Here is a 20,769-nt window from a genome sequence, read left to right as displayed (position 1 = left end):
CGTGGGGCGGCACCGCTCCCGCTGGATCGTCAGCGGCACCGTCGGCCTCGTCTGGCTCGCGACGGCGCTCCTCGCGGCCGCCGTCTCGCTGACCCCGCTCTCCCGCGTGCAGCAGGCCGTGCTTCCGGTCGGCGCGACGCCGTACGTCTGGTCGTGGCCGGCGCCCTGGCCGGCTCTCCTCCCCCTCGCCGGCGCGGTCGCCGTCGCCCTCGTGCACGCGACGCTGCTGCATCTCGCACCGCGCTCGGCGCCCGTGCCGACGACGTGGCTCGCGACCGGCGCGGCCGGCGCGATTGTCGGCATGACCGTCGACATCGCGCTCGTCTTCGGCCCCCTCCTGACCTCGGGGTGGGCGCTGTGGTCGGTCGACCTCGGTTCGCGGGCCGCGTCGGGCGCGTACTGGGGCCTGCTGTACGGCTGGATCCCCGCCCTCATCGCCGGACGGCTCGCGCGGCGCGCACAGACAGGCGACGCCGACGCGCAGCCGGACGCGCCGCGCACCGGGCGGCGTGGCCTGGCGATCACGGCGACCGTCGCCGTCGTGGCCCTCGTCGCGCTCGCCGCGGTCCGGGTCGGGGGCGACGAGGCATCCCAGGCTCAGCTGCGCGCCGAAGCCGAACAGCAGGAGCCGCCGCCCGCCGACGGCTCGCTGCGCCCCGACCCGGATGCCGCGGGCGAACCCGTCCCCGAGGTCGCGCCCGGGCCCGGCATCACCGACATCGACGGCTGCACTCCCGCGCGCGCGACGATCCTCCTCGGGAGCGTCGACGGCGCGACGGGCCACCGGGGGCTCAGCCTCGAGCTCATGAACTTCTCCGACCGCCCGTGCGTGATCGAGGGCTATCCCGACATCGCGTTCGGCGACCAGAACGGGCACCTCCTCGCCGTCGCGGTGGCGCAGGGCGGCTCGTTTATGGGGAGCGACGCCGGGCCGACGCGCGTCGAGATCCCCGCGGGCGGGTCGGCGGTCGCGACGATCGGGTGGGATGCGGCATCCACGCAGGGCGCGCTCGTGACGCGCACCCTGTGGGCGGCGGTCCTCGCCGGAGAGACGCGCGGGTCGTGGCCGATCGACCTCGATGTCGTCGAGGGGTCGGACGTCGCGGTGACGGCGTGGGCGCTGCGGGATCCCGGCGCCGCGACCGAGGGATAGTTCCGTACCGGGGCATCGCGGCACACAGCACCCTCCCAGGTAGTCTGAGCGCTGGCATCCCCCCCAGTTCGAACGAGGAGCACCCCCATGCCCATCTGGACCCTCCACGGCGACGGGCGCACCGTCGAACCCGGCGCCGTCGTCACCCCGTCCGAGCGCCTGAGCTGGCCGGCGACCATCGCGATCGGCGCGCAGCACGTGGTCGCGATGTTCGGTGCGACCTTCCTCGTACCGCTGCTCACCGGCTTCCCCGTCTCGACGACGCTGCTGTTCTCGGGACTCGGGACGCTGCTGTTCCTCATCCTCACGAAGAACAAGCTGCCGAGCTACCTCGGGTCGTCGTTCGCGTTCATCGCCCCGATCGTCGCGCTCGGACCCGGCGGCGGCAAGCCGCTCGACTCGCCGGAGCAGATCTCGCAGGCCCTCCTCGGCGTCTTCTTCGTCGGCATCCTGCTCGCCGGCGTGGGACTGCTCGTACAGGCGACCGGCACGGGCTGGATCGAGAAGCTCATGCCTCCGGTCGTCTCGGGCGCGATCGTCGCCCTCATCGGCCTGAACCTCGCCCCAGCCGCGTGGAACAACTTCAAGACCGACGGCCTGCTCGGCACGATCACCCTCGTCGCGTGCATCCTGTTCGCGGTGCTGTTCCGCGGGTTCCTCGGCCGCGTGTCGATCTTCCTCGGCGTCGTCGTCGGGTACGTCGCCGCGGCGATCCTGGGGCGCATCGACTGGAGCGGCGTGGAGAGCGCGGCATGGATCGGCCTGCCCGAGTTCCACTTCCCCGCGTTCGGCGACCCGCAGGCGTGGGGCGCGCTGCCGATGTTCCTCCCCGTCATTCTCGTGCTCATCGCCGAGAACGTCGGCCACGTCCGCGGCGTCGCGACGATGGCTCAGGACCCGTCCCTCAACAAGAGCACCGGCCGGGCGCTTCTCGCCGACGGCGTCGCGACGACGATCGCGGGCCTCGGCGGCGGCTCGGGAACGACGACCTACGGTGAGAACATCGGGGTCATGGCGGCGACCCGCGTCTACTCGACGGCGGCGTACTGGGTCGCGGGCACGGTCGCGATCCTGCTGGCCTTCTCGCCGAAGGTCGGCGCCGTCATCTTCGCGATGCCCGCCGGCGTCCTCGGCGGCGTGACGACCGCGCTCTACGGCCTCATCGGCGTGATCGGCATCAAGATCTGGGTCGACAACCAGGTCGACTTCTCGCGTCCCGTCAACCAGTACACGGTCGCGGTCGCGTTCATCATCGCGATCGCCGGCTTCGAGTTCACGCTCGGCAGCCTCAGCTTCGGCGCGATCGTCCTCGGCGCGGTCGCGGCGCTCCTCATCTATCACGTGGGCAACGCGATCGCCCGCTGGCGCAAGACCGGCGCCGACGACGGCGGCCCCATCGTCCCGATCGGCCAGCTCGGCGGCGACCCCGAGTGACCCGGCGCTGAGGGGATGCCTGGACTCGCGCCATCCAGGCATCCCCTCACCTGCCTGCACCCCTCTGGCAGCACCCCCCTGGTAGCACCCCCCATGGCAGCACCCGCCCCGCGGAGGTTTCGTCGGCGCAGATCGCTCTCTCCGGGCCGGATGCCGACGATTCGCGCCGACGAAAGCGCGCGTGACGACGATTCGCGCCGATACGACCACGAGAGACGGCGCGCGAGGCGCGTCAGGCCGAGTCGCGCACCACGAGGGTCGTGTCGAGCATCGTGACATGCGGCGGCGTGCCGCCCGCGAGGAGCGACAGCAGCACGTCGGCCATCTTCTCGCCCTGTGCGTGCGAGGGTTGGCGCACCGTCGTCAGCTGCGGCTGCACCGCGACGGCGACCGGCGAGTCGTCGAACCCGACGATCGCGACATCCTCGGGCACGCGGATGCCGGCTCTGCCCAGCACCGCGAGCGCGCCCCGCGCCATGAGGTCGCTCGCGACGAACAGGGCGTCGAACTCGACGCGCCCGTCGGCGTCGGTACCGGCGCCGGCGAGGATCCGCTGCATCGCGGCCCCTCCGCCGTCGGCGGTGAAGTTGCCGTCCTCGACGGCGACGGGTTCGAGCCCGGCATCCTTCAGCGCCGCGCGGAAGCCGTCGAGCCGGTCGATCCCGGCCGGCATGCTCAGGGGACCGGCGATCGTCGCTATGCGCCGGTGGCCCTTCTCGAGCAGGTAGCGAGTCGCCGCCGCCGCGCCGGCGGCGTTGTCGACATCGACGTAGTAGTCGCGCTCGCGCTCGCGGACGGGCCGGCCGCCGTACACGACCGGCACCGATGCGGCGATGCTGTCGATGAACGTGTCGCTCGTGTGGTGCGAGACGACGACGGCCCCGTCGACCGCGCCGCTGCGGACATAGGCGACGGTCTTGTCGCCCGGGTCGTCGCTCGCGATGATGAGGTTCAGCACGTAGTCCGACCGGCTGAGCCGGGAATGGATGCCGGAGACCACCGCCGCGAAGAACGGGTCGCCGAAGAAGCGCGTCGTGTCCTCGGGGACGACGAGGGCGATCGCCATCGTGGCGCGCGACGCGAGCGAGCGCGCGGCGCGATTCGGCACATAGTGGAGCTCGGCGATCGCGCGGCGCACGGCGTCGGCCGCGGCGGGGCTGACCGCGGTCGACCCGTTGACGACGCGCGACACCGTCGAGCGAGACACGCCCGCCGCGGCGGCGACCTCCTCGATCGTCGCGGCCGCACGCGGCGTGTCGATGGTCACGGGGAGGGAACCTCACTCTGGACGGCGGTGGCAGAGGATGCCGCGGCGAGCGCGTCTGCGGGGTGACCCTGCGGGACGTCGATCGCGCGTGCGGCGATGATCCGACGATACTCCAGCGCACTGTCCTTCAGCGTCCGCACCTGGGTGTCGTAGTCGACGTGGACGATGCCGAAGCGCTTCTCGTACCCCCACGCCCACTCGTAGTTGTCGAGCAGCGACCACGCGAAGTAGCCGCGCACGTCGACGCCCGCGTCGACGGCATCGAGCACGGCGCCCAGGTGCGCGCGCAGGAACGCGACCCGGTCGGCGTCGTGCACGCGAGCCTCGGAACCGGCCCCGACGAGGACGTCGTCGTAGGCGGCGCCGTTCTCGGTGACGTACAACGTCGTGCCGACCGGCGCGGTGTACTCGTCGGAGACGCGGCGGAGGAGGGTCGTGAGCGCGGCCGGGTCTACCTCCCAGTGCATGCTCGTGCGCGGCAGGCCCCGGTCGTGCCAGAAGATCCCCTCGTGCGACGGGAACGGCGACTCGGTGCGGCGCGGCGTCGGCGCATCGCCCGGGGCGGGCGCGTGCGGGTCGGGCGCGCCGCCGACGAACTCGCCGTGGTAGTAGTTGACGCCCAGCGCGTCGATCGGGGTCGCGATCGTCTCGAGATCGCCGGGAAGGGTCGCGGCGTCGAGCGCGGCGATGGCCTCGGGGTCGACGGCGCGGATGTCCTCGACGGCGTCGGCGGGGTACGCCGCCCGGAAGATCGGATCGAGGAACCAGCGGTTGAACTGCCCGTCGATGCGACGGGCAGCGTCGAGGTCGGCGGGCACGGCGGCATCCACCGGCTCGGCGACGGTGAGGTTGAGCGTGATGCCGAGGCGCAGCGCCGCGTCGCGGGCGCGCAGCTCACGGACCGTCTGCCCGTGCCCGAGCAGCAGGTGGTGGGCGGCGAGCACGCCGTCGGTGACGCTGTAGCGGCCCGGCGCGTGGATGCCGGCGGTGTAGCTGAGGAACGAGGAGCACCACGGCTCGTTGAGCGTCGTCCAGTTCGCGACGCGGTCGCCGAGCGCGTCGTGCACGTCCAGCGCGTACTCGGTGAACCGCTCGGCCGTCGAACGGACGGTCCAGCCGCCCTGCTCTTCGATCGCCTGGGGCAGGTCCCAGTGGTAGAGGGTCAGCCACGGCAGGATGTCGTTCTCGCGCAGGTCGTCGACGAGTCGCTTGTAGAAGTCGAGGCCCTTCTGGTTCACCGCGCCGCCGTCCGGTCGCACACGCGCCCACGACACCGAGAAGCGGTAGGTGTCGAGGCCGAGCTCCTTCATGAGCGCGACGTCCTGCGGGTAGCGGTGATAGTGGTCGCACGCGACGTCTCCGTTGTCGCCGCCGATGACGGCGCCCGGCACGCGCGCAAAGGCATCCCAGATGGATGCCGTGCGGCCGTCCTCGAACGCGGCCCCCTCGATCTGGTAGGCGGCCGTCGCCGCGCCGAAGAGGAATTCCGGCGCGAAGGCGCGCGAGTGCTCAGCCATGATGATCCTTCCCTGTCGCGGCGGGTCTCAGCCCTTGACCGCACCTTGCATGATGCCACTGACCAGCTGCTTGCCCGCGAAGACGAACAGGATCAGGAGCGGGATCGTCGCCAGCAGCACGCCGGCCAGGACGATCGAATAGTCGACGAAGTAGTTCGACTGCAGCAGCGACAGTGCGACGGGAAGGGTCGGATTCTGCCGGTCGAGCACGATGAAAGGCCAGAAGAAGTTGTTCCAGGCCGATACGAACGTGAAGAGGGCGAGCATCGCGGCCGCGGGCCGCGCGGCGGGCAGGCCCACCGTCAGGAACGTGCGGAACGAGCTCGCACCGTCGACGCGCGCGGCCTCGATGAGCTCGTCGGGCACCGCCTGACGCAGGTACTGCGTCATCCAGAACACGCCGAACGCACTCACGAGCGCGGGCACGATGATCGCGCCGAGCTGCCCCGTCCAGCCGAGGTCGCCGAAGAGGATGTACAGCGGCACGACGCCGAGCTGCGTGGGGACGGCCATCGTCGCGATGACGAAGACCAGCAGCACGCTCGACCCGCGGAAGCGCAGCTTCGCGAACGCCCACCCGGCGAGGGTGGAGAAGAAGACGACGGATGCCGCGATCAGCGCGGAGCTCACGATCGAGTTCCACAGGGCCACCCAGAAGTTCACCGCCGGGTCGTTCATGACCTTCGCGGCGTTCGCGAAGAAGTTGCCTCCGGGGATCCACGACATGTTCGGGTCGCGGATCGTGTACGAGTCGCCCGAGCCGATCAGGAACGACCAGTAGAAGGGGAAGACGCTCGCCAGGAGCACGATGCCCAGGCACGCGTACACGAACCACCCCGGCCGGGCGCCCTTGACGTGGCGCGCGCGGGGACGGCGATTCTCGGCGGGGATGTCGGTCTCGTCGATGACGATGGGCCGCTCGTTCAGGACGCTCATCGAACGGCCTCCCTGGTGTTGTCTCGGGTGCGCGCGCCGGTGTGCGCGCTCGCGCCGCCGGCGGCGACGGATGCCTTGGCCTCGCGCCGGGCGGCACGCAGCTCCGACCTGCTGAGCGGGCCGCGGGCGCCCTCGTCGCGGACGAGGCTGCGGGTGATGAAGAGGTTCAGGATGCCGATCGCAAGGATGATGAGGAACAGGATCCAGGCGAGCGCGGCCGCGCGCCCGAAGTTCCACTGCCCCCACCCGACGTCGTAGAGCCAGAGCGAGATCGTCAGCCACTGGCTGTTCGCGCCTCCCGTGCCGTACTGGTCGTACATGCGCGGCTCGTCGAAGATCTGCAGGCCGCCGATGGTCGAGGTGATGATGACGAAGATCAGGGTGGGGCGAAGGCTCGGCACGGTGATCGCGAAGAACTGACGCACCTTGCCAGCGCCGTCGACGGTCGCGGCTTCGTAATAGTCGCGCGGGATGGCCTGCATCGCGGCGAGCAGGATGAGGGTGTTGTAACCCGTCCAGCGGAAGTTGACCATCGTGGCGATCGCGATGTGGCTCGCGAAGGCGTTGGAGTGCCACTTGACCGGCTCGATGCCGATGCTGCCCAGCCACGTGTTGACGAGGCCGTACTGGTCACCGAACAGGTTCGAGAAGATGAGCGCGACGGCGACGGGCGCCATCACGTACGGCACGAGCACGCCCATGCGCCAGAAGGTCTTCGCGCGGATGTTCTGGTCGAGGAGGGCCGCGATGAAGATCGCGGCGATCAGCTGCGGCACCGACGAGAGCAGGAAGATGCTGAACGTGTTGCGCAAAGCCGTCCAGAACTTCGGGTCGTTCACGACGCTGGCGTACTGCTCGAAGCCGATGAACTCGCCCGAGTTTCGCACGAGGTCCCAGTCCATGAAGGAGATGACCGCGGTGTAACCGATCGGGAAGAGCCCGACGACGACGAACAGGATGAAGAACGGCGAGATGTAGAGGTAGGGCGAGACCTTCAGGTCCCACGCGCTGAGCTTGCTGCTGAAGCCGACGCGCTTCGGGGTGCGCGCGGGGGTGGTGGATGCCGTCACGGTCGGCTCCTTTCCGGACGAGCCCGGTGGTCGGGCGGGGCGGCGCCCCGCCCGACCACCGGTGCGATGACTACTTGATGGCGGCGACTTCCGTCTTCCACTGGTCCCACGACGCCTGCTTGTCCTGCGTTCCGTCTTCGACGCGGGTCAGAGCCTTCTGCATCGCGTCGTTGATCTGGAAGTAGAACTCGCCCTTGAACGGCGACACCGTGACGGCGTTGGCGCGGTCGGTGAGGATCTGGCCCACCGGTGCGTTGTTGAAGAACTCGTTGGTCGAGTCGAGCAGCGTGTCCGACTTCATGGCGTCGAGCTGGCTGGGGAAGGTGCCCGCGTTCTCGAACGCCTTGAGCTGCGTCTCGGGGCTCGTGAGCCAGTCGGCGAGCTCTTGCGCCGCCGCGACGTTCTTGCCGTTCGCGGGGACGGTCAGGTACGAGCCGCCCCAGTTGCCGCCGCCGCCGGGGAACACGTTGGCGATGTCCCAGCCGGTGACGTCCTTGGCGTTGCCCTCGATGACGCCGAGCATCCAGCCCGGGCAGAGCATCGTGGCGAACGCGCCGTTGGACAGCCCCGCCATCCAGTCGTCGGACCACTGACCGAGGTGGGCCGACTGCGTCGCGCTCGCATCGAGCACCTGGTTGTAGATGTCCTCGACCTCGGGGGCGATGTCGATCTCGCCGCTGGAGGGGTCTTCGTAGGCCGCCTCGACCTGGTTGATCATGCCCTGGTAGGTGCCCCCGGCGGAGTCGAAGAACGCCTTGCCGGTCGCCTTGGTGTACTGCTCGCCCACCGCGAAGTAGTTCGCCCAGTCGCCTTCGAGCAGCTTCGTGACCTCGTCGCGGTCGGTGGGCAGGCCCGCTGCGGCGAACAGGTCGGAGCGGTAGCAGACGCCCTCGGGGCCGATGTCGGTGCCGTAGCCGATGAGGTTTCCGTCGGCATCCGTCGCGCCCTTCTCCTTCCAGTCGAGCCAGCGGCCCTTGAGGTCGTCGGGCACGGGGGCGAGGAGATCGGAGTACTTCATGACCTCGGGCATCCAGTCGATCTCGATCGCCTCGATGTCGGCGAGGCCGGTCTTGCCGAGCTTCTGGAAGTAGTTCGCGCGCGCGTCGTTCGAGGTGGCCGCCTTGTTGTGAACGATCTTCACGTTCGGGTGCTCCTTCGAGTACTCGGCGAGCAGCGCGTCGGTGTAGCCGAAGTCGTTGAAGGTTGCGACGGTGAGGGTGACCTCGCCGTTCGGGTCGGAGGTGTCCCCGCCCCCGCCGCTGCCGGCACAGCCGGCGAGAACGAGAGCCGAGGTGGTGGCGACGCCGGCGACGAGGCCGATGCGACGCAGTGCGCGTGTGTTCACGTGTCACTCCTTTGTGGTGTGGGTGCGGGCGCTCCGCGGGATGCGGGGGCGTTCGTCCGGTGATCGTCGTGCGCGTCTCTCGCGTACCGCTTCCCGCCCGTGGGAGCGCTCTCATCGGACGACTCACACTGTATGGGATCGCTCCCACAGGTGCAAGAGAGCGCTCCCACGCGGACGGTCACGCTTCGGTAACGGCGGATGCCCGGCGCGCGTCGACACGCCCGTAGACTGGACGCGCCCCTTCCCCGCGACATCCGGAGCCGTCAATGCCCACCATCGTCGTCGACGTCATGCCCAAGGCCGAACTGCTCGACCCGCAGGGAAAGGCCGTCGCCGGTGCGCTGACGCGACTCGGCTACGAAGGCTTCGACGGTGTGCGCATCGGCAAGCGGTTCGAGCTCACCGTGGACACCGCCGACGAGGCCACGCTCGCAGCCGTCAAGACGATCGCCGACGAGATCCTCTCGAACTCCGTCATCGAGGACGTCGTGGGCATCGAGGTCCTGCCCGAGGCCGCGCAGTGACCGTCCGGATCGGCGTCATCACCTTTCCCGGATCGCTCGACGACGGCGACGCGTGCCGCGCGATCGCGCTGGCGGGAGCGGAGCCGGTCTCCCTCTGGCACGCCTCCCACGACCTCGACGGCGTCGACGCGCTCGTCCTGCCGGGAGGCTTCAGCTACGGCGATTACCTGCGCGCCGGCGCGATCGCGGCGCACGCCCCGATCATGTCCGAGGTGAAGGATGCCGCTGCGGCGGGCATGCCGATCCTCGGCATCTGCAACGGCTTCCAGATGCTCGTCGAGGCGCACCTGCTGCCGGGCGGCCTCATCCGCAACGCCCACCAGCAGTTCATCCGTCGCGACCAGCGCCTGCGCGTCGAGAACGCGTCGACGGCATGGACGAGCCAGTTCGAGGTCGGCCAGGGGATCACGATCCCCCTGAAGAACGCCGACGGCGGGTACATCTGCTCCGCCGAGACCCTGGCGCGCATCGAGGGCGAGGGCCTCGTGGCCTTCCGCTATGTCGGCGTCAACCCGAACGGATCGCTCGACGACATCGCCGGCATCACGAACGCCCGCGGCAACGTCGTCGGCCTCATGCCGCACCCCGAGCACGCGGTCGAGCCCGGCTTCGGCCCCAACACCCCCGAGGCGATGCGCTCGGGCATCGACGGCCTCTCGTTCTTCACCTCAGCCGTCGCGTCACTGGCCGCCGCCGCGGCCTGACCTGCGCGCCGCGCTCGGACACGGGTAGCGTCGAGGGGTGAGCATCCTCGTCACCGTCCCCACCGAAGAACTCGCCGCCGCGATCGGCCCCGTCCCCGGTGACGTGGACCTGCGCGTCTGGCCGATGGACGGACCGCCGCCCGGTGCGGCAGAAGGCGGCGCCGACATCGCGATCGCGGTGCCGCCGTACATGTCGCTCGGTCCGGCGCTGAGCGTGCTGCGCGGGCTCCCCGACGTCCGCATCGGGCTGCTGCAGGGGCAGGCGATCGGGTACGAGGGCATCGCCGACCGGCTCCCCGCGGGTTCCGTGTTCGCGAACGCCGCGACGGTCCACGAGACCTCGACCGCGGAACTCGCGCTCGCCCTGACGCTCGCCGCGCAGCGCGGCATCCCCGGATTCGTCCGCGACCAGGACCGCCACGCGTGGACGACCGCGTTCCACCCGAGCCTCGCCGACCGGCGCGTGCTGCTGCTCGGCTACGGCGGCGTCGGTAAGGCGATCGCCGCGCGGCTGCTGCCCTTCGAGGTCGACCTCGTGCCGGTTGCCTCGCACGCCCGCGACGAGGACGGCGTGCACGTCCACGGCATCGATGAGCTGACCGAGCTCCTCCCGACCGCCGAGATCGCGGTGCTCGCGCTCCCCGGCGGCGACGGTACGCGGCACGTGATGGATGCCGCAGCACTCGCGCTCCTTCCCGACGGAGCGCTCGTCGTGAACGTCGGTCGCGGCACGCTCGTCGACACCGACGCGCTCGTTGCCGAGGTCGCCTCCGGTCGGCTGCGCGCCGCGCTCGATGTCGTCGACCCCGAGCCGCTGCCCGCCGACCACCCGCTCTGGGACCTCGAGGGCGCTCTCATCGCCCCGCACGTCGGCGGCGCATCGACCGCGATGCTGCCCCGGATGGCGGCGCTCGTCCGCCGCCAGATCGACCACGTCCGCGCCGGCGAAGAGCCCGAGAACATCGTCATCCGCACCTGAGGGGCGCGTTCGCGGCGGGATAGGCGAGGGCGTCAGGCGGGCGGGGGGTCAGGCGGGCGGGGCGTCGACGTCGGCGCCGTCCCAGAGGTCGCCGCATTCGGTGCGCTCGGCGCCGTGGGCGGCGAGGTACGGGCCGGCACCTTGGTCTCCCGCCAGCTCCGCCGAGAGCGCGCTCCAATGCGACCGCCCGATGACGACCGGATGCCCCGGCACCCCGTCGTAGACGGCGCGGCGGAGGGTCTCGACGTCTGCGCCCGCGGCGAGGCGGGCGACCGCCGCCGCCGGGAGACCGGGGGTGTCGACGGGGACGAGCACCGCCGCCGAGGCACCGGTCAACGCCCCCGGCACGGCCGATGACTCCAGCGCGCCGAGAGCCGCGCGGACGCTCGCCGAGAGGCCCTCCGCCCAGTCCGCGACCTCGACGATCTCAACGCGCCCGTCCCCGGCGGGAACGAGACGCCCTGCCGCCGCGCGCTCCGCCCCGAGCGCCACGACGACCCGCGCGCATCCGCCCGCCCGGAGGGTCTCGACGGCGCGGACGATCCAGGGGATGCCGTCTGACCCGACGACGAGGGCCTTCGGCATCCCGTAGCGCGTGCCCGCACCGGCGGCGAGGACGATCCCGACCGTGCCGCTCACGAACCCGCCGCGTGCAGGGGTCCGGATGCCTCGGTCAGCGGAACCGCGCTGCGCCCGTGCCGCACCGCGACGATCTCGGCGAGGATCGACAGCGCCGTCTCCTCGGCCGAGCGTCCACCGAGGTCGAGGCCGATGGGCGAGCGCAGCCGCGCGAGCTGCGCGGGGGTGACGCCCGCGGCGCGCAGGCGGTCGAGCCGGTCGTCGTGCGTGCGGCGGCTGCCCATCGCGCCGACGTAGCCCGCGGAGCTCGCGAGCGCGACGCGGAGCGCCGGCACGTCGATCTTCTCGTCGTGGCTGAGGACGCACACGGCGGTGCGGTCGTCGAGTGTCGCGCACGCGAGCCACCGGTCGGGCCAGTCGCGGACGACCTCGGCATCCGGGAACCGCTGCGCGTCGGCGAAGGCGTCACGCGGGTCGACGACGGTGACGGCGTACCCGCACGCGGCGCCGATGCGTGAGAGCGCGACGCCGTACTGCACCGCGCCGACGATGACGAGGCGCGGCGGGCCGCCGAACGGCACGACAAGGTACTGGGTGAGGTACTGCGTGGCGGGGTCGGCCTCGGTGAGGCATCCGTCGCCGTCGTAGCTGAGCAAGCGCGCCCGGTCGCCGCCCGCGAGCGCAGCCGCGTCCGGCGGGATGCCGGGGTCGCCCGCGCCGCCGACCGACACCCCGCCGACAGACACCCCGCCGAGCTCGTCGCCCCGCACGGCAAGAGTGAGGACGAGGGGGGCCTGCGGGTCGCGCAGGCGCGCGAGATCGGCGGCTTCGGGCGTGCCGGGGCGCACGGGACGGACCAGCACGTCGATGCTGCCGCCGCACATGAGCCCGACCCCGAGCAGGTCGTCCTCGGCGATGCCGTAGCTCGCGACACCCGCGCGGCCGGTGGCGAGCGCGTCGAGGCACGCCTCGATGACCGCGCCCTCGACGCAGCCGCCCGAGACGTTGCCGCGTACCGTGAGCCCGCCGGCCTCCACCTCCGCGACGATCATGCTCGCCCCGAGTTCGCGCGGGGCCGAGCCGCGGACGGCCACAACGGTCGCCACGGCGATCGCCCGACCCGAGCCGAGCCAGGCGACCGCGTCGTCGAGGATGTCACGCATCGGCGGTCTCGCTCTCAACGAGAACGGGTTGCGCCGCGCGCGCCGCCGCGAGGCGCCACACCCGGTCGCGCGACATCGGCAGCTCGTAAGGCCGCGTGCCGAGCGCGCGGCGGATCGCGTTCGCGAGCGCGGGTGCGACGGGGTTGTACGGCGACTCGCTCATCGACTTCGCACCGAAGGGGCCGAGGTCGTCGCTCGTGTCGGCGAACAGCACCTCGGTGCGGGGGATGTCCGCCAGCTGCGGCACGCGGTACACCCGGAAGACGGGCGTCTGCAGCGCGCCCGACGGCGAGACCATGATCTCTTCGTACAGCGCCGATCCGATGCCCTGCGCGACGCCGCCCTCGACCTGACCGCGGCACTGCTCGGGATTCATCACGGTTCCGGCATCCGCCGCCTGCACCGACTGCAGAATGCGCACCTCGCCCGTCTCGGGCCGCACCGCGACGCGGAACGCGTGCACGTTGAAGGCGAGCGAACGGTGATCTCCGAGCTCGCTCCCGTCGGTTCGGAGACCCTCGCCGTGCCGCCGATCCGCGGGCGCCGCGGCGATCAGCTCGGTGAATCCGACGAGGCGACCGGCCTCCACGCCATTCGGCGTGAGCATGCATTCCTCAACGGGAATACCGGTGAGCGCGGACGCCGTCTCGCGCAGCACGCGGGCGAGCGCGAGCGCCGCGGCGTGCAGCGCCTTGCCGGCGACCGTGATGCCGGCCGACGCGAAGGCGCCGGTGTCGTGGCGTGCGGCATCCGTGTCGGAATGATGCAGATCGACCCGGTCGGGTGTCGTCGCGAGGTCGGTCGCGACGATCTGCGTGTGCACCGTCGTCGTGCCGTTGCCGAACTCCGCAGTGCCGATGCCGACCCGGTAGCGGCCGTCGGGGGTGACGTCGAGGGTCACGTGCGAGATGTGCCCGAAGGGGGCCATCGTCGCGATCATCGCAGCGGCCATCCCCTCGCCGACGAGCCAGCCCGCGGGGGCCTCGACCCCGTTGCCCCGCTCGAGCGCACCGCGGGCGAGGTCGAGGCACTGGTCGAGGCCGTAGCTGCCCCACACGAGGTCGGCGTCAGGCTCGCTCGAGTGGTGGAGGAGCGCGTCGCCCTCGGCGACCGCGTTCCGCCGCCGCAGCTCGAACGGGTCGATGTCGAGTTCGATCGCGAGCTCGTCGAGCGCGCTCTCGACCGCGAAGATGACCTGTCCGAGGCCGTAGCCGCGGAACGCCCCGGAGGGCACGTTGTTGGTGTAGACGGCCTCGGCATCCAGCCGCTTCGCGGGGCAACGGTAGAGGCTCAGCGACTCGGCGACGCTGTGGAAGAGGACGCCGCGCGAGTGGTTGCCGTAGGCGCCCGTGTCGGAGAGGAGGTCGACGTCCATCGCGGTGAGGATGCCGTCCTCATCCGCCCCGAGTGTCACCGACACGCGCATCGGGTGCCGCACCGCCGTGCGCTCGAACTCCTCGCGGCGGGTCAGTTCGTACGCGACGGGGCGACCGGTGCGGAGCACGGCGAGGGCGACGAGATCTTCGCAGAAGAGCTCCTGCTTGCCGCCGAATCCGCCGCCGACGCGCGCCGTGTGCACGCGGACGCGATCGCGGTCGAGCCCGAGGATGTAGGCCAGCTCGTCGCGGACGAGGAACGGCACCTGGGTGCTCGTGCGGATGACGAGGCGACCGTTTTCGTCGAGGCGTCCGATCGCGCCGCGCGTTTCGAGCTGCGCGTGGATGACGCGCCCGTTGCTCCACGTGCCGCTGACCGTCGTGTGAGCCGCCGCGAGCCCGGCATCGACGTCGCCGTAGCCGTCGTGGAGGGAGATGATGACGTTCCGGGCCGCGTCGTCGACGCGGTCGGCGGGCGTCCGCTCGGGGTGGATCAGCGGCGCGCCGGGAGAGCGGGCGAGCTCGGGATCGAAGACGGCGGGGAGCACGTCGTACTCGACACGGATGAGGCGGAGCGCCGCCTCGGCGATCGCGGCGGTGTCGGCGACGACCGCCGCGACCCGCTGCCCGGCGAAGCGCACGGTGTCGTCGAGGATCAGCGTGTCGTCGGGGTCGTCCTCACGATGCTCGTGGCGCCCGGTCGAGAAGCGCGGGGTGTCGACGCTGCGGTGATCGAGGACGAGGTGGACCCCGGGCAGCGCCTCGGCGGCCGACGTGTCGATCGCCGCGATGCGCGCGTGCGCGTGCGGCGACCCGAGGACGCGCAGGACGAGCGCGCCCGCGAACGGGCCGGCGAGCTCGTCGGGCGTGAGGTCGAAGGTGTAGGGCTCGAGGCCCGCGACGACGCGCGCGGCGGCGGGCGGGTGGACGGAGCGGCCGATGGCGTCGCCGGGCGCGATGGTCTCCGGCGAGCGCGGCGCGTCGCGGATCTCGCCCGGGCGGATGCCGGTGGACCCGAGGTTCTGCGCGCCGCGTGTGCGCACCGCGTCACTTCCGGCGCTCACGCCGCGCGCGACGCCGTCGCGGATCGCCTCCTCCACCGCCCGGTACCCCGTGCAGCGGCAGAGGTTGCCCTTCATCCTGCGGGGAAGGTCGTCGAGATCGCTTTCGCCGAGGGTCGAGGCGGTGACGATCATGCCGGGCGTGCAGTAGCCGCACTGGAACCCGAAGTGCTCGACGAACGACTCCTGCATCGGCGACAGGTCGCCGGGCGTGCCGAGCCCCGCGGCGGTCGTGACCGAGCGCCCCTCGATCCGCTGCGCCGGGAAGATGCACGAGTGCACGGGTTCGCCGTCGACGATGACCGAACACGCGCCGCAGTCGCCGGCGTCGCACCCGCGCTTGACCTCGGTGTGGCCGTGGTCGCGCAGGAGCGTCCGGAGGCACTGGCCGGGTGCGGGCGCGGCATCCACCTCTTCGCCGTTGATCTCGAACCTCATGCGGCGGGCTCGTTCTCTGCGGGATCGTTCTCTGCGGGCTGGTTCTCTGTCGGCTCGTCGCGTGTCAGCTCGTCACGGATCTCCTCCGCGAGCACGCCCGCCACCTGGCGACGCCAGTCGGCGGTGCCGAGCGGGTCGGTGTAGTACCCCGCGAGCCGGTCGATGTCGGCGCGGAGCGCGGCGGCATCCGGCATGTACGGGTAGCGGAGGATCGAGGGGCGCTGCGTCGCGGCGGTGATCGAGAAGACGACCGCGCCGTCCTCGTCGACGCGGCCGATCACGACGGCTCCCGAGCGGCCGAGCTCGGCGAGCGCGATCTTGCGCAGCGCCGTGCGCGCGCGGAGGGCACGGGCGGGCAGCTCGACGGCGCGGAGCACCTCGCCGGGGCCGAGCGAGGTCGTGCCGTTGCCGGTCACGAGGTCGGCGACGGCGATGCGGTAGGCATCCCCCGACGGCGTCCAGATCTCGGCGACGCCGTCGAGCGCCGTGCACAGCGACACCATCGCGCCCGCCGCGAACGCGCGACAGATGTTGCCCCCGACGGTCGCGACGTTCCAGACCTTGAAGGATGCCAGCAGCGCGTGCGCGCTCTGCGTGAACAGCGGCGCGGCCCGCCACGGGTGACGGTGTCCGCGGTAGCGGGTGAGCTCGGCGATCGTGCAGGTCGCGGCGATGCGGATGCCGCCATCCGGCGCCTCGAGCTCCTCGATCGGCCGCCAGCCCATCGTCGTGAGGTCGACGAGGCCCGTCGTCTCCGGCTGCGGCTCGGAGTAGAGCCAGGTGCCGCCGCCGAGGATCCGCTCGCCCGGCGCGAGGGCGAGGTCGGCGCGGGTGCGCGCCGCGCGGTAGGCGGTCACGGTGGTGAGGTCCACGGCATCCCCTCTCGCGCTCTCTCGTGCGGTGCCGGCGGATCCGGGCGCCGCGGCGTGCGCTCAGCCAACACCACGCATGTGTCGGCGATGTAAAAGGGACGTGCGGATCGGCCGCGTGGGTCGGCGGCGGGCGCCCGGTGTGTCGTATCCCGGTGCGTCGTATCCCGGTGCGTCGTATCCCGTCTCTGCGCTCGTCGACCGACGCTCACCCGCGTGATTCCGGCGCTACTCCAGCGCGCCGACCCACTCGTCGGTGCCGTCGGCGAAGAGCTGGTGCTTCCAGATCGGGACGGTGGCTTTGACGTCGTCGACCAGGTCGCGGCACGCGTCGAACGCGGCGGCGCGGTGGGCGCTGCCCGCGGCGCACGCGAGCGCCAGGTCGCCGATGACGAGGTCACCGACGCGGTGGACGACGGCGAGCGCGACACCCGGATGCCGGGAGGCGATGCGGGCCGCGGATGCCGCGAGCATCCGCTCCGCGTCGGGGTGGGCCTCGTACGATAGCCTCGTCACCGCACGACCCCCGTCGTGGTCGCGGACGACGCCCGCGAACGACACGACGGCGCCGTGCGCGGCATCCGCCACGACATCTTCGACCTCGGCGAGGGCGACCGGATCAGCCGCGATGCGCGCGAGGCGGACGGTCATGCGGGCCCTCCCGAGGGCGGAGCGGGTGCCGGGTGGTCGCCGCCGCGCAGCTGGTCGAGCGCATGATCGAGGACCTCGCCGAGGACGTCGAGGCCGTCGCGCACCCCCGACGGCGATCCGGGGAGGTTGACGATCAGGGTGGGCCCGGCGGCTCCCGCGACGCCGCGGGAGAGGAGCGCGAGCGGGGTGTGCGCGGCGCCGCGACGGCGCAGCTCTTCGGCGATGCCCGGCACTTCGCGCTCGATCACGGCACGGGTCTGCTCGGGGGTCGCATCGGTCGGAGACAGGCCCGTGCCGCCGCTCGTGACGACGAGGTCCGCCCCGGCGGCCACCGCGGTGCGGAGCGCGTCGCCCACCGGGTCGCCGTCGGGGACGACGACGACCTTCGGCTCCGGCCACCCTCGCGCGACGAGCCACTCGGCCACGAGCGGCCCGACCCGGTCGGGGTAGACGCCGGCGGCCGCACGGGTCGACGCGATCACGACGACCGCGCGGCGCGCGGCGCTCGCTCGGGTCGCGCCGGTCGCATCGCTCGCGCCGGTCGCATCGGTCGCGCCACTCATGCGCCCCCGCCGATGTCGCTCTTGCCGCCGCGCTTCTCGACGACGCGGATGCCTTCGATGACCGCCGTCGCGTCGACCGCCTTGATCATGTCGAACACCGTGAGCGCGGCGACGCTCGCGGCCGTCAGCGCTTCCATCTCGACGCCGGTCGGCGCGGTCGTCTTGACGAACGTCTCGATGCCGATGCGTCCCTCCTCGGGCGTCAGCGCGAACGACACCTCGACCGCCGACAGCGGCAGCGGATGGCACAGCGGGATGAGCTGCGGGGTCTGCTTCGCCGCGAGGATGCCGGCGATGCGCGCCGTCGCGAGCGCCTCGCCCTTCGGCAGGTCGCCCGTCGCAACGAGCGCCACCGTCTCGGGGGTCGTCACGACGACCGCCGAGGCGCGCGCCGTGCGGACGGTCGCCTGCTTCGCCGACACGTCGACCATGTGCACGGCGCCGTCCTCGCGCACGTGCGTCAGCGCCGGCTCGGACCCGCGGTCGTTCTCACTCATCCAGCACCCACACCTCCACGTCGTCGCCCGCCTCCAGATGCGCGACCCCGACGGGGACGTGCACGAGGGCATCCGCCGCCGCATAGTGCGCGATCAGGTGCGAGCCGGGACCGCCGACCGTCGCGACGGTGCCGTCGCCCCGCAGACTACCCCGCCGGATCTGATGCTGGTGGGCGGGCGACTCGATCGCCTCGGCGAGCGGTAGGCGCTCGACGCGGCGCGACGGGGTGAGGCCCGCGCGCCCCCGTAGCCAGGGCCGTAGGAACAGCTCGAAGGAGATCAGCGCGCTCACGGGGTTGCCCGGGAAGCACAGCACCGGCACGTCGCGCCCGTCGAGTGCGACCACCCCGAGGCCCTGGGGGCCGCCCGGCTGCAGATCGAGGTGACCGAACCGGACGCGCTCACCCGCGAACGCGAGCTTCACGACCTCGTACGCGCCGCGGCTGACCCCTCCGACGGTGACGATGACGTCGGGCCAGCGCCCGGCCCGCGCGAGGAGCGCGCGGAACTCGTCGGGGTCGTCGCTCGGGCACACGATCCACCGGGCGCGGGCGCCGGCGTCGGTGACGGCGCGCACCAGCATGCCGCCGACGGCGTCGGGGATGCGCGCGTCGTCGCCCGACCCGAGCGTGGGCTCGTGTGCCGTCGCCAGCTCGCGCCCCGTCGTCACGACGAGCACGCGCACGCGCGCCCCGACGCAGACCTCGCCGACGGATGCCGCGGCGAACGCGCCGAGATGCGCCGGGCGCACGGGGGTGCCGGCCGCGGCCAGCAGGTCGCCCTGCGCGATGTCCGCGCCGCGCACGCGGACGAACGTCCCCGGCGCGACGGGCTGGGCGAAGGTCACGTGCTCGGCGTCGAAGGTCCCCGGCGCGGTGCGCTCGACCGGGACGATCGCGTCGGCACCCGCGGGGATCGGCGCGCCGGTCATGATCGGCGCCGCCGTGCCCGGCGCGAGGGCACCGGCCGATGCCCCCGCCGCGATGGGTGCGGCCACGGGAAGGGTGACGGGGTGTGCGGCATCCGCGCCCGCGAGATCAGCCGCACGCACGGCGTACCCGTCCATCTGGGAGTTGTCGAACCGCGGCACGTCGCCCGCCGCGACGACGTCGCGCGTCAGGCGGCGTGCGCGCGTGCGTGAGGGATGCCGGGCCACGTCCGCCGCCGAGACCCCGACCGCGCGCTCGCGCACCGGGACCGCCGCGAGCACCTGCCGCACCGCGGCGACGTGGTCGGCGATCGAGGTCATGCGACCATCCTGCCGCACGGCATCCCGCGTTCTTCGGAGATCGCGCGTTCTCCGGACGCCCGCCGCCCAAAACGTCCGAAGTACACCGGATCTCCGAAGATCGCCCGTCGATCCCGTGCGGGCGAACACCCCGCGCACCGCACATGCGGAAGTATCATGCGATCCATGCCGCATTATCGGATCAGCGAGGCCGCGAGCCTTCTCGGAGTGAGCGATGACACCGTGCGCCGGTGGGTGGATGCCGGGTCGCTTGGCGCCGAACCCGACGACGCCGGCCGGCTCGTCGTCGACGGCGTGGAGCTCGCCGACCTGGCACGCGAACGCGCCCGCGAGACCCGCGACCCGTCGGGCATCGGCAGCTCGGCGCGCAACCGCTTCGTCGGGATCGTGACGCGCGTCGTCGCCGACACCGTCATGGCGCAGGTCGAACTGCAGTGCGGCCCGCACCGCTGCGTCTCGCTCATGAGCGCCGAAGCGGTGCGCGAGCTCGGCCTCGTCCCGGGAGTCCTCGCGGTCGCCGTCATCAAGGCGACGCACGTCATCGTTGAGACCCCGCACCCCTCCCCCTACCCCGACAGCGAGCGCGAGGTGACCGCGTGAGGCGGGCGGCCGCACTCGCGGCATCCCTCGTCGTCGCGGGCCTGCTGCTCACGGGGTGCGGACCGTCCTCGGAGACCCCGTCGCCGTCAGCCTCGACGGCATCCGGCGACGCGCTTGCGGGCGACATCACCGTCTTCGCAGCGGCGTCGCTGACGGGCACGTTCACCGAGATCGCGGATGCCTTCGAAGACGCGCACCCGGGCGTGCACGTGACCCTGAACTTCGCCGGGTCGTCGGCGCTCGTGACGCAGCTGACCGAGGGCGCGCCCGCCGACGTGTTCGCCTCCGCCGACGAGGCGAACATGACCAAGGCGCAGGATGCCGGGCTCATCGACGGCGACCCGGAGATCTTCGCGTCCAACACCCTCGAGATCGCGGTGCCGCCGGGAAATCCCGCCGGCATCGGCTCGTTCGACGACCTGGCCCGGCCGGGCCTGCGCCTCGTCGTCTGCGCGCCGCAGGTGCCGTGCGGCGCCGCGACGCGCGAGGTGGCGGAGCTCGCGGGCGTGACGCTCACGCCGGTCAGCGAAGAGAACGCCGTCACCGACGTGCTCGGCAAGGTGGCCGCGGGCGAGGCCGATGCCGGCGTCGTGTACCGCACCGATGTGATCGCGGCGGGCGACAGCGTCGAGGGTGTCGAGTTCCCCGAGTCGGACTTCGTCATCAACCGCTACCCCATCGCCGTCCTCGCGGGCAGTTCCGCGCCCGACGTCGCCGCGGCGTTCGCCACGTTCGTGCGGGGGCCGTCGGGGCGCGAGATCCTCGACGCGTCCGGCTTCGGCGACGACCGATAG

Annotated in this window: 20 protein-coding genes; 7 read left to right on the top strand and 13 right to left on the bottom strand. The window is 72.3% G+C overall.

Going from position 1 to position 20,769, the window contains the following annotated elements:
- Position 1: 1 nt before the first annotated feature.
- Together ACRVYW_RS08480 and ACRVYW_RS08475 are read left to right on the top strand one after the other, a co-directional pair.
- The gene (locus ACRVYW_RS08480; protein WP_431803598.1) at positions 2-1,153 is read left to right on the top strand and encodes a DUF4232 domain-containing protein; all 1,152 of its coding nucleotides are present in this window, start codon (positions 2-4) and stop codon (positions 1,151-1,153) included.
- Between the two features lie 87 nt (positions 1,154-1,240).
- On the top strand, positions 1,241-2,587 hold the full coding sequence (locus ACRVYW_RS08475; protein ID WP_431803596.1) for a uracil-xanthine permease family protein: 1,347 nt from the start codon (positions 1,241-1,243) through the stop codon (positions 2,585-2,587).
- 232 nt (positions 2,588-2,819) lie between these two features.
- Here ACRVYW_RS08475 and ACRVYW_RS08470 read toward each other — a convergent pair whose 3' ends face one another.
- From ACRVYW_RS08470 to ACRVYW_RS08450, 5 genes are all read right to left on the bottom strand, one after another.
- Positions 2,820-3,854, bottom strand: coding sequence for a LacI family DNA-binding transcriptional regulator (locus ACRVYW_RS08470; RefSeq protein ID WP_431803594.1), 1,035 nt, complete (start codon positions 3,852-3,854; stop codon positions 2,820-2,822).
- Positions 3,851-5,371: a GH1 family beta-glucosidase gene (locus tag ACRVYW_RS08465; protein ID WP_431803592.1), complete on the bottom strand. Its 1,521-nt coding sequence runs from the start codon at positions 5,369-5,371 to the stop codon at positions 3,851-3,853. Before ACRVYW_RS08465 ends, ACRVYW_RS08470 begins: the two co-directional genes overlap by 4 nt.
- Positions 5,372-5,398: 27 nt before the next feature.
- A complete protein-coding gene (locus ACRVYW_RS08460; protein ID WP_431803590.1) occupies positions 5,399-6,307 on the bottom strand; it encodes a carbohydrate ABC transporter permease in 909 nt (302 codons plus the stop codon).
- The gene (locus tag ACRVYW_RS08455) at positions 6,304-7,377 is read right to left on the bottom strand and encodes a carbohydrate ABC transporter permease (protein ID WP_431803588.1); all 1,074 of its coding nucleotides are present in this window, start codon (positions 7,375-7,377) and stop codon (positions 6,304-6,306) included. The genes ACRVYW_RS08460 and ACRVYW_RS08455 overlap by 4 nt, the downstream gene beginning before the upstream one ends.
- A gap of 70 nt (positions 7,378-7,447) precedes the next feature.
- Positions 7,448-8,722: an extracellular solute-binding protein gene (locus tag ACRVYW_RS08450; protein ID WP_431803586.1), complete on the bottom strand. Its 1,275-nt coding sequence runs from the start codon at positions 8,720-8,722 to the stop codon at positions 7,448-7,450.
- A 266-nt stretch (positions 8,723-8,988) separates the two neighbouring features.
- Between ACRVYW_RS08450 and purS the strand changes: the two genes are divergently transcribed.
- The 3 genes from purS to ACRVYW_RS08435 are packed head-to-tail and all read left to right on the top strand — an operon-like array spanning position 8,989 to position 10,929.
- A complete protein-coding gene (gene purS / locus ACRVYW_RS08445; protein WP_431803584.1) occupies positions 8,989-9,246 on the top strand; it encodes a phosphoribosylformylglycinamidine synthase subunit PurS in 258 nt (85 codons plus the stop codon).
- On the top strand, positions 9,243-9,950 hold the full coding sequence (gene purQ, locus ACRVYW_RS08440) for a phosphoribosylformylglycinamidine synthase subunit PurQ (protein ID WP_431803582.1): 708 nt from the start codon (positions 9,243-9,245) through the stop codon (positions 9,948-9,950). The genes purS and purQ overlap by 4 nt, the downstream gene beginning before the upstream one ends.
- Before the next feature lie 37 nt (positions 9,951-9,987).
- Entirely contained in the window at positions 9,988-10,929 is a 942-nt protein-coding gene (locus tag ACRVYW_RS08435; protein WP_431803580.1) for a 2-hydroxyacid dehydrogenase, read from the top strand.
- A gap of 48 nt (positions 10,930-10,977) precedes the next feature.
- On the opposite strand, the gene ACRVYW_RS08430 is transcribed toward ACRVYW_RS08435, so the two are convergent.
- From ACRVYW_RS08430 to ACRVYW_RS08395, 8 genes are all read right to left on the bottom strand, one after another.
- Positions 10,978-11,568, bottom strand: coding sequence for a nucleotidyltransferase family protein (locus tag ACRVYW_RS08430; protein WP_431803578.1), 591 nt, complete (start codon positions 11,566-11,568; stop codon positions 10,978-10,980).
- Complete coding sequence (locus ACRVYW_RS08425; protein WP_431803576.1) at positions 11,565-12,671, bottom strand: XdhC family protein; 1,107 nt, start codon at positions 12,669-12,671, stop codon at positions 11,565-11,567. Before ACRVYW_RS08425 ends, ACRVYW_RS08430 begins: the two co-directional genes overlap by 4 nt.
- Positions 12,664-15,546: a molybdopterin-dependent oxidoreductase gene (locus ACRVYW_RS08420; protein WP_431803574.1), complete on the bottom strand. Its 2,883-nt coding sequence runs from the start codon at positions 15,544-15,546 to the stop codon at positions 12,664-12,666. Before ACRVYW_RS08420 ends, ACRVYW_RS08425 begins: the two co-directional genes overlap by 8 nt.
- Positions 15,543-16,418 (bottom strand): FAD binding domain-containing protein, encoded by an 876-nt coding sequence (locus ACRVYW_RS08415; RefSeq protein WP_431803572.1) that lies wholly within the window; start codon positions 16,416-16,418, stop codon positions 15,543-15,545. Before ACRVYW_RS08415 ends, ACRVYW_RS08420 begins: the two co-directional genes overlap by 4 nt.
- 225 nt (positions 16,419-16,643) lie before the next feature.
- Positions 16,644-17,066 carry a molybdenum cofactor biosynthesis protein MoaE gene (locus tag ACRVYW_RS08410; RefSeq protein WP_431803570.1) on the bottom strand — a complete coding sequence of 141 codons (423 nt, stop codon included), beginning with the start codon at positions 17,064-17,066 and terminating at the stop codon, positions 16,644-16,646.
- A complete protein-coding gene (locus ACRVYW_RS08405; protein ID WP_431803568.1) occupies positions 17,063-17,629 on the bottom strand; it encodes a MogA/MoaB family molybdenum cofactor biosynthesis protein in 567 nt (188 codons plus the stop codon). The genes ACRVYW_RS08410 and ACRVYW_RS08405 overlap by 4 nt, the downstream gene beginning before the upstream one ends.
- Positions 17,626-18,126, bottom strand: coding sequence for a cyclic pyranopterin monophosphate synthase MoaC (moaC, locus tag ACRVYW_RS08400; RefSeq protein WP_431803566.1), 501 nt, complete (start codon positions 18,124-18,126; stop codon positions 17,626-17,628). The genes ACRVYW_RS08405 and moaC overlap by 4 nt, the downstream gene beginning before the upstream one ends.
- Positions 18,119-19,375 (bottom strand): molybdopterin molybdotransferase MoeA, encoded by a 1,257-nt coding sequence (locus ACRVYW_RS08395; protein ID WP_431803564.1) that lies wholly within the window; start codon positions 19,373-19,375, stop codon positions 18,119-18,121. Before ACRVYW_RS08395 ends, moaC begins: the two co-directional genes overlap by 8 nt.
- Positions 19,376-19,540: 165 nt before the next feature.
- Here ACRVYW_RS08395 and ACRVYW_RS08390 point away from each other — a divergent pair, with 165 nt between their 5' ends.
- Entirely contained in the window at positions 19,541-19,975 is a 435-nt protein-coding gene (locus ACRVYW_RS08390; RefSeq protein ID WP_431803562.1) for a TOBE domain-containing protein, read from the top strand.
- On the top strand, positions 19,972-20,769 hold the full coding sequence (gene modA, locus ACRVYW_RS08385) for a molybdate ABC transporter substrate-binding protein (RefSeq protein ID WP_431803560.1): 798 nt from the start codon (positions 19,972-19,974) through the stop codon (positions 20,767-20,769). The genes ACRVYW_RS08390 and modA overlap by 4 nt, the downstream gene beginning before the upstream one ends.

This window comes from Microbacterium sp. bgisy203, assembly GCF_965345155.1.
Taxonomy (GTDB): domain Bacteria; phylum Actinomycetota; class Actinomycetes; order Actinomycetales; family Microbacteriaceae; genus Microbacterium.
This window is presented reverse-complemented; position numbering and strand designations above follow the sequence as displayed.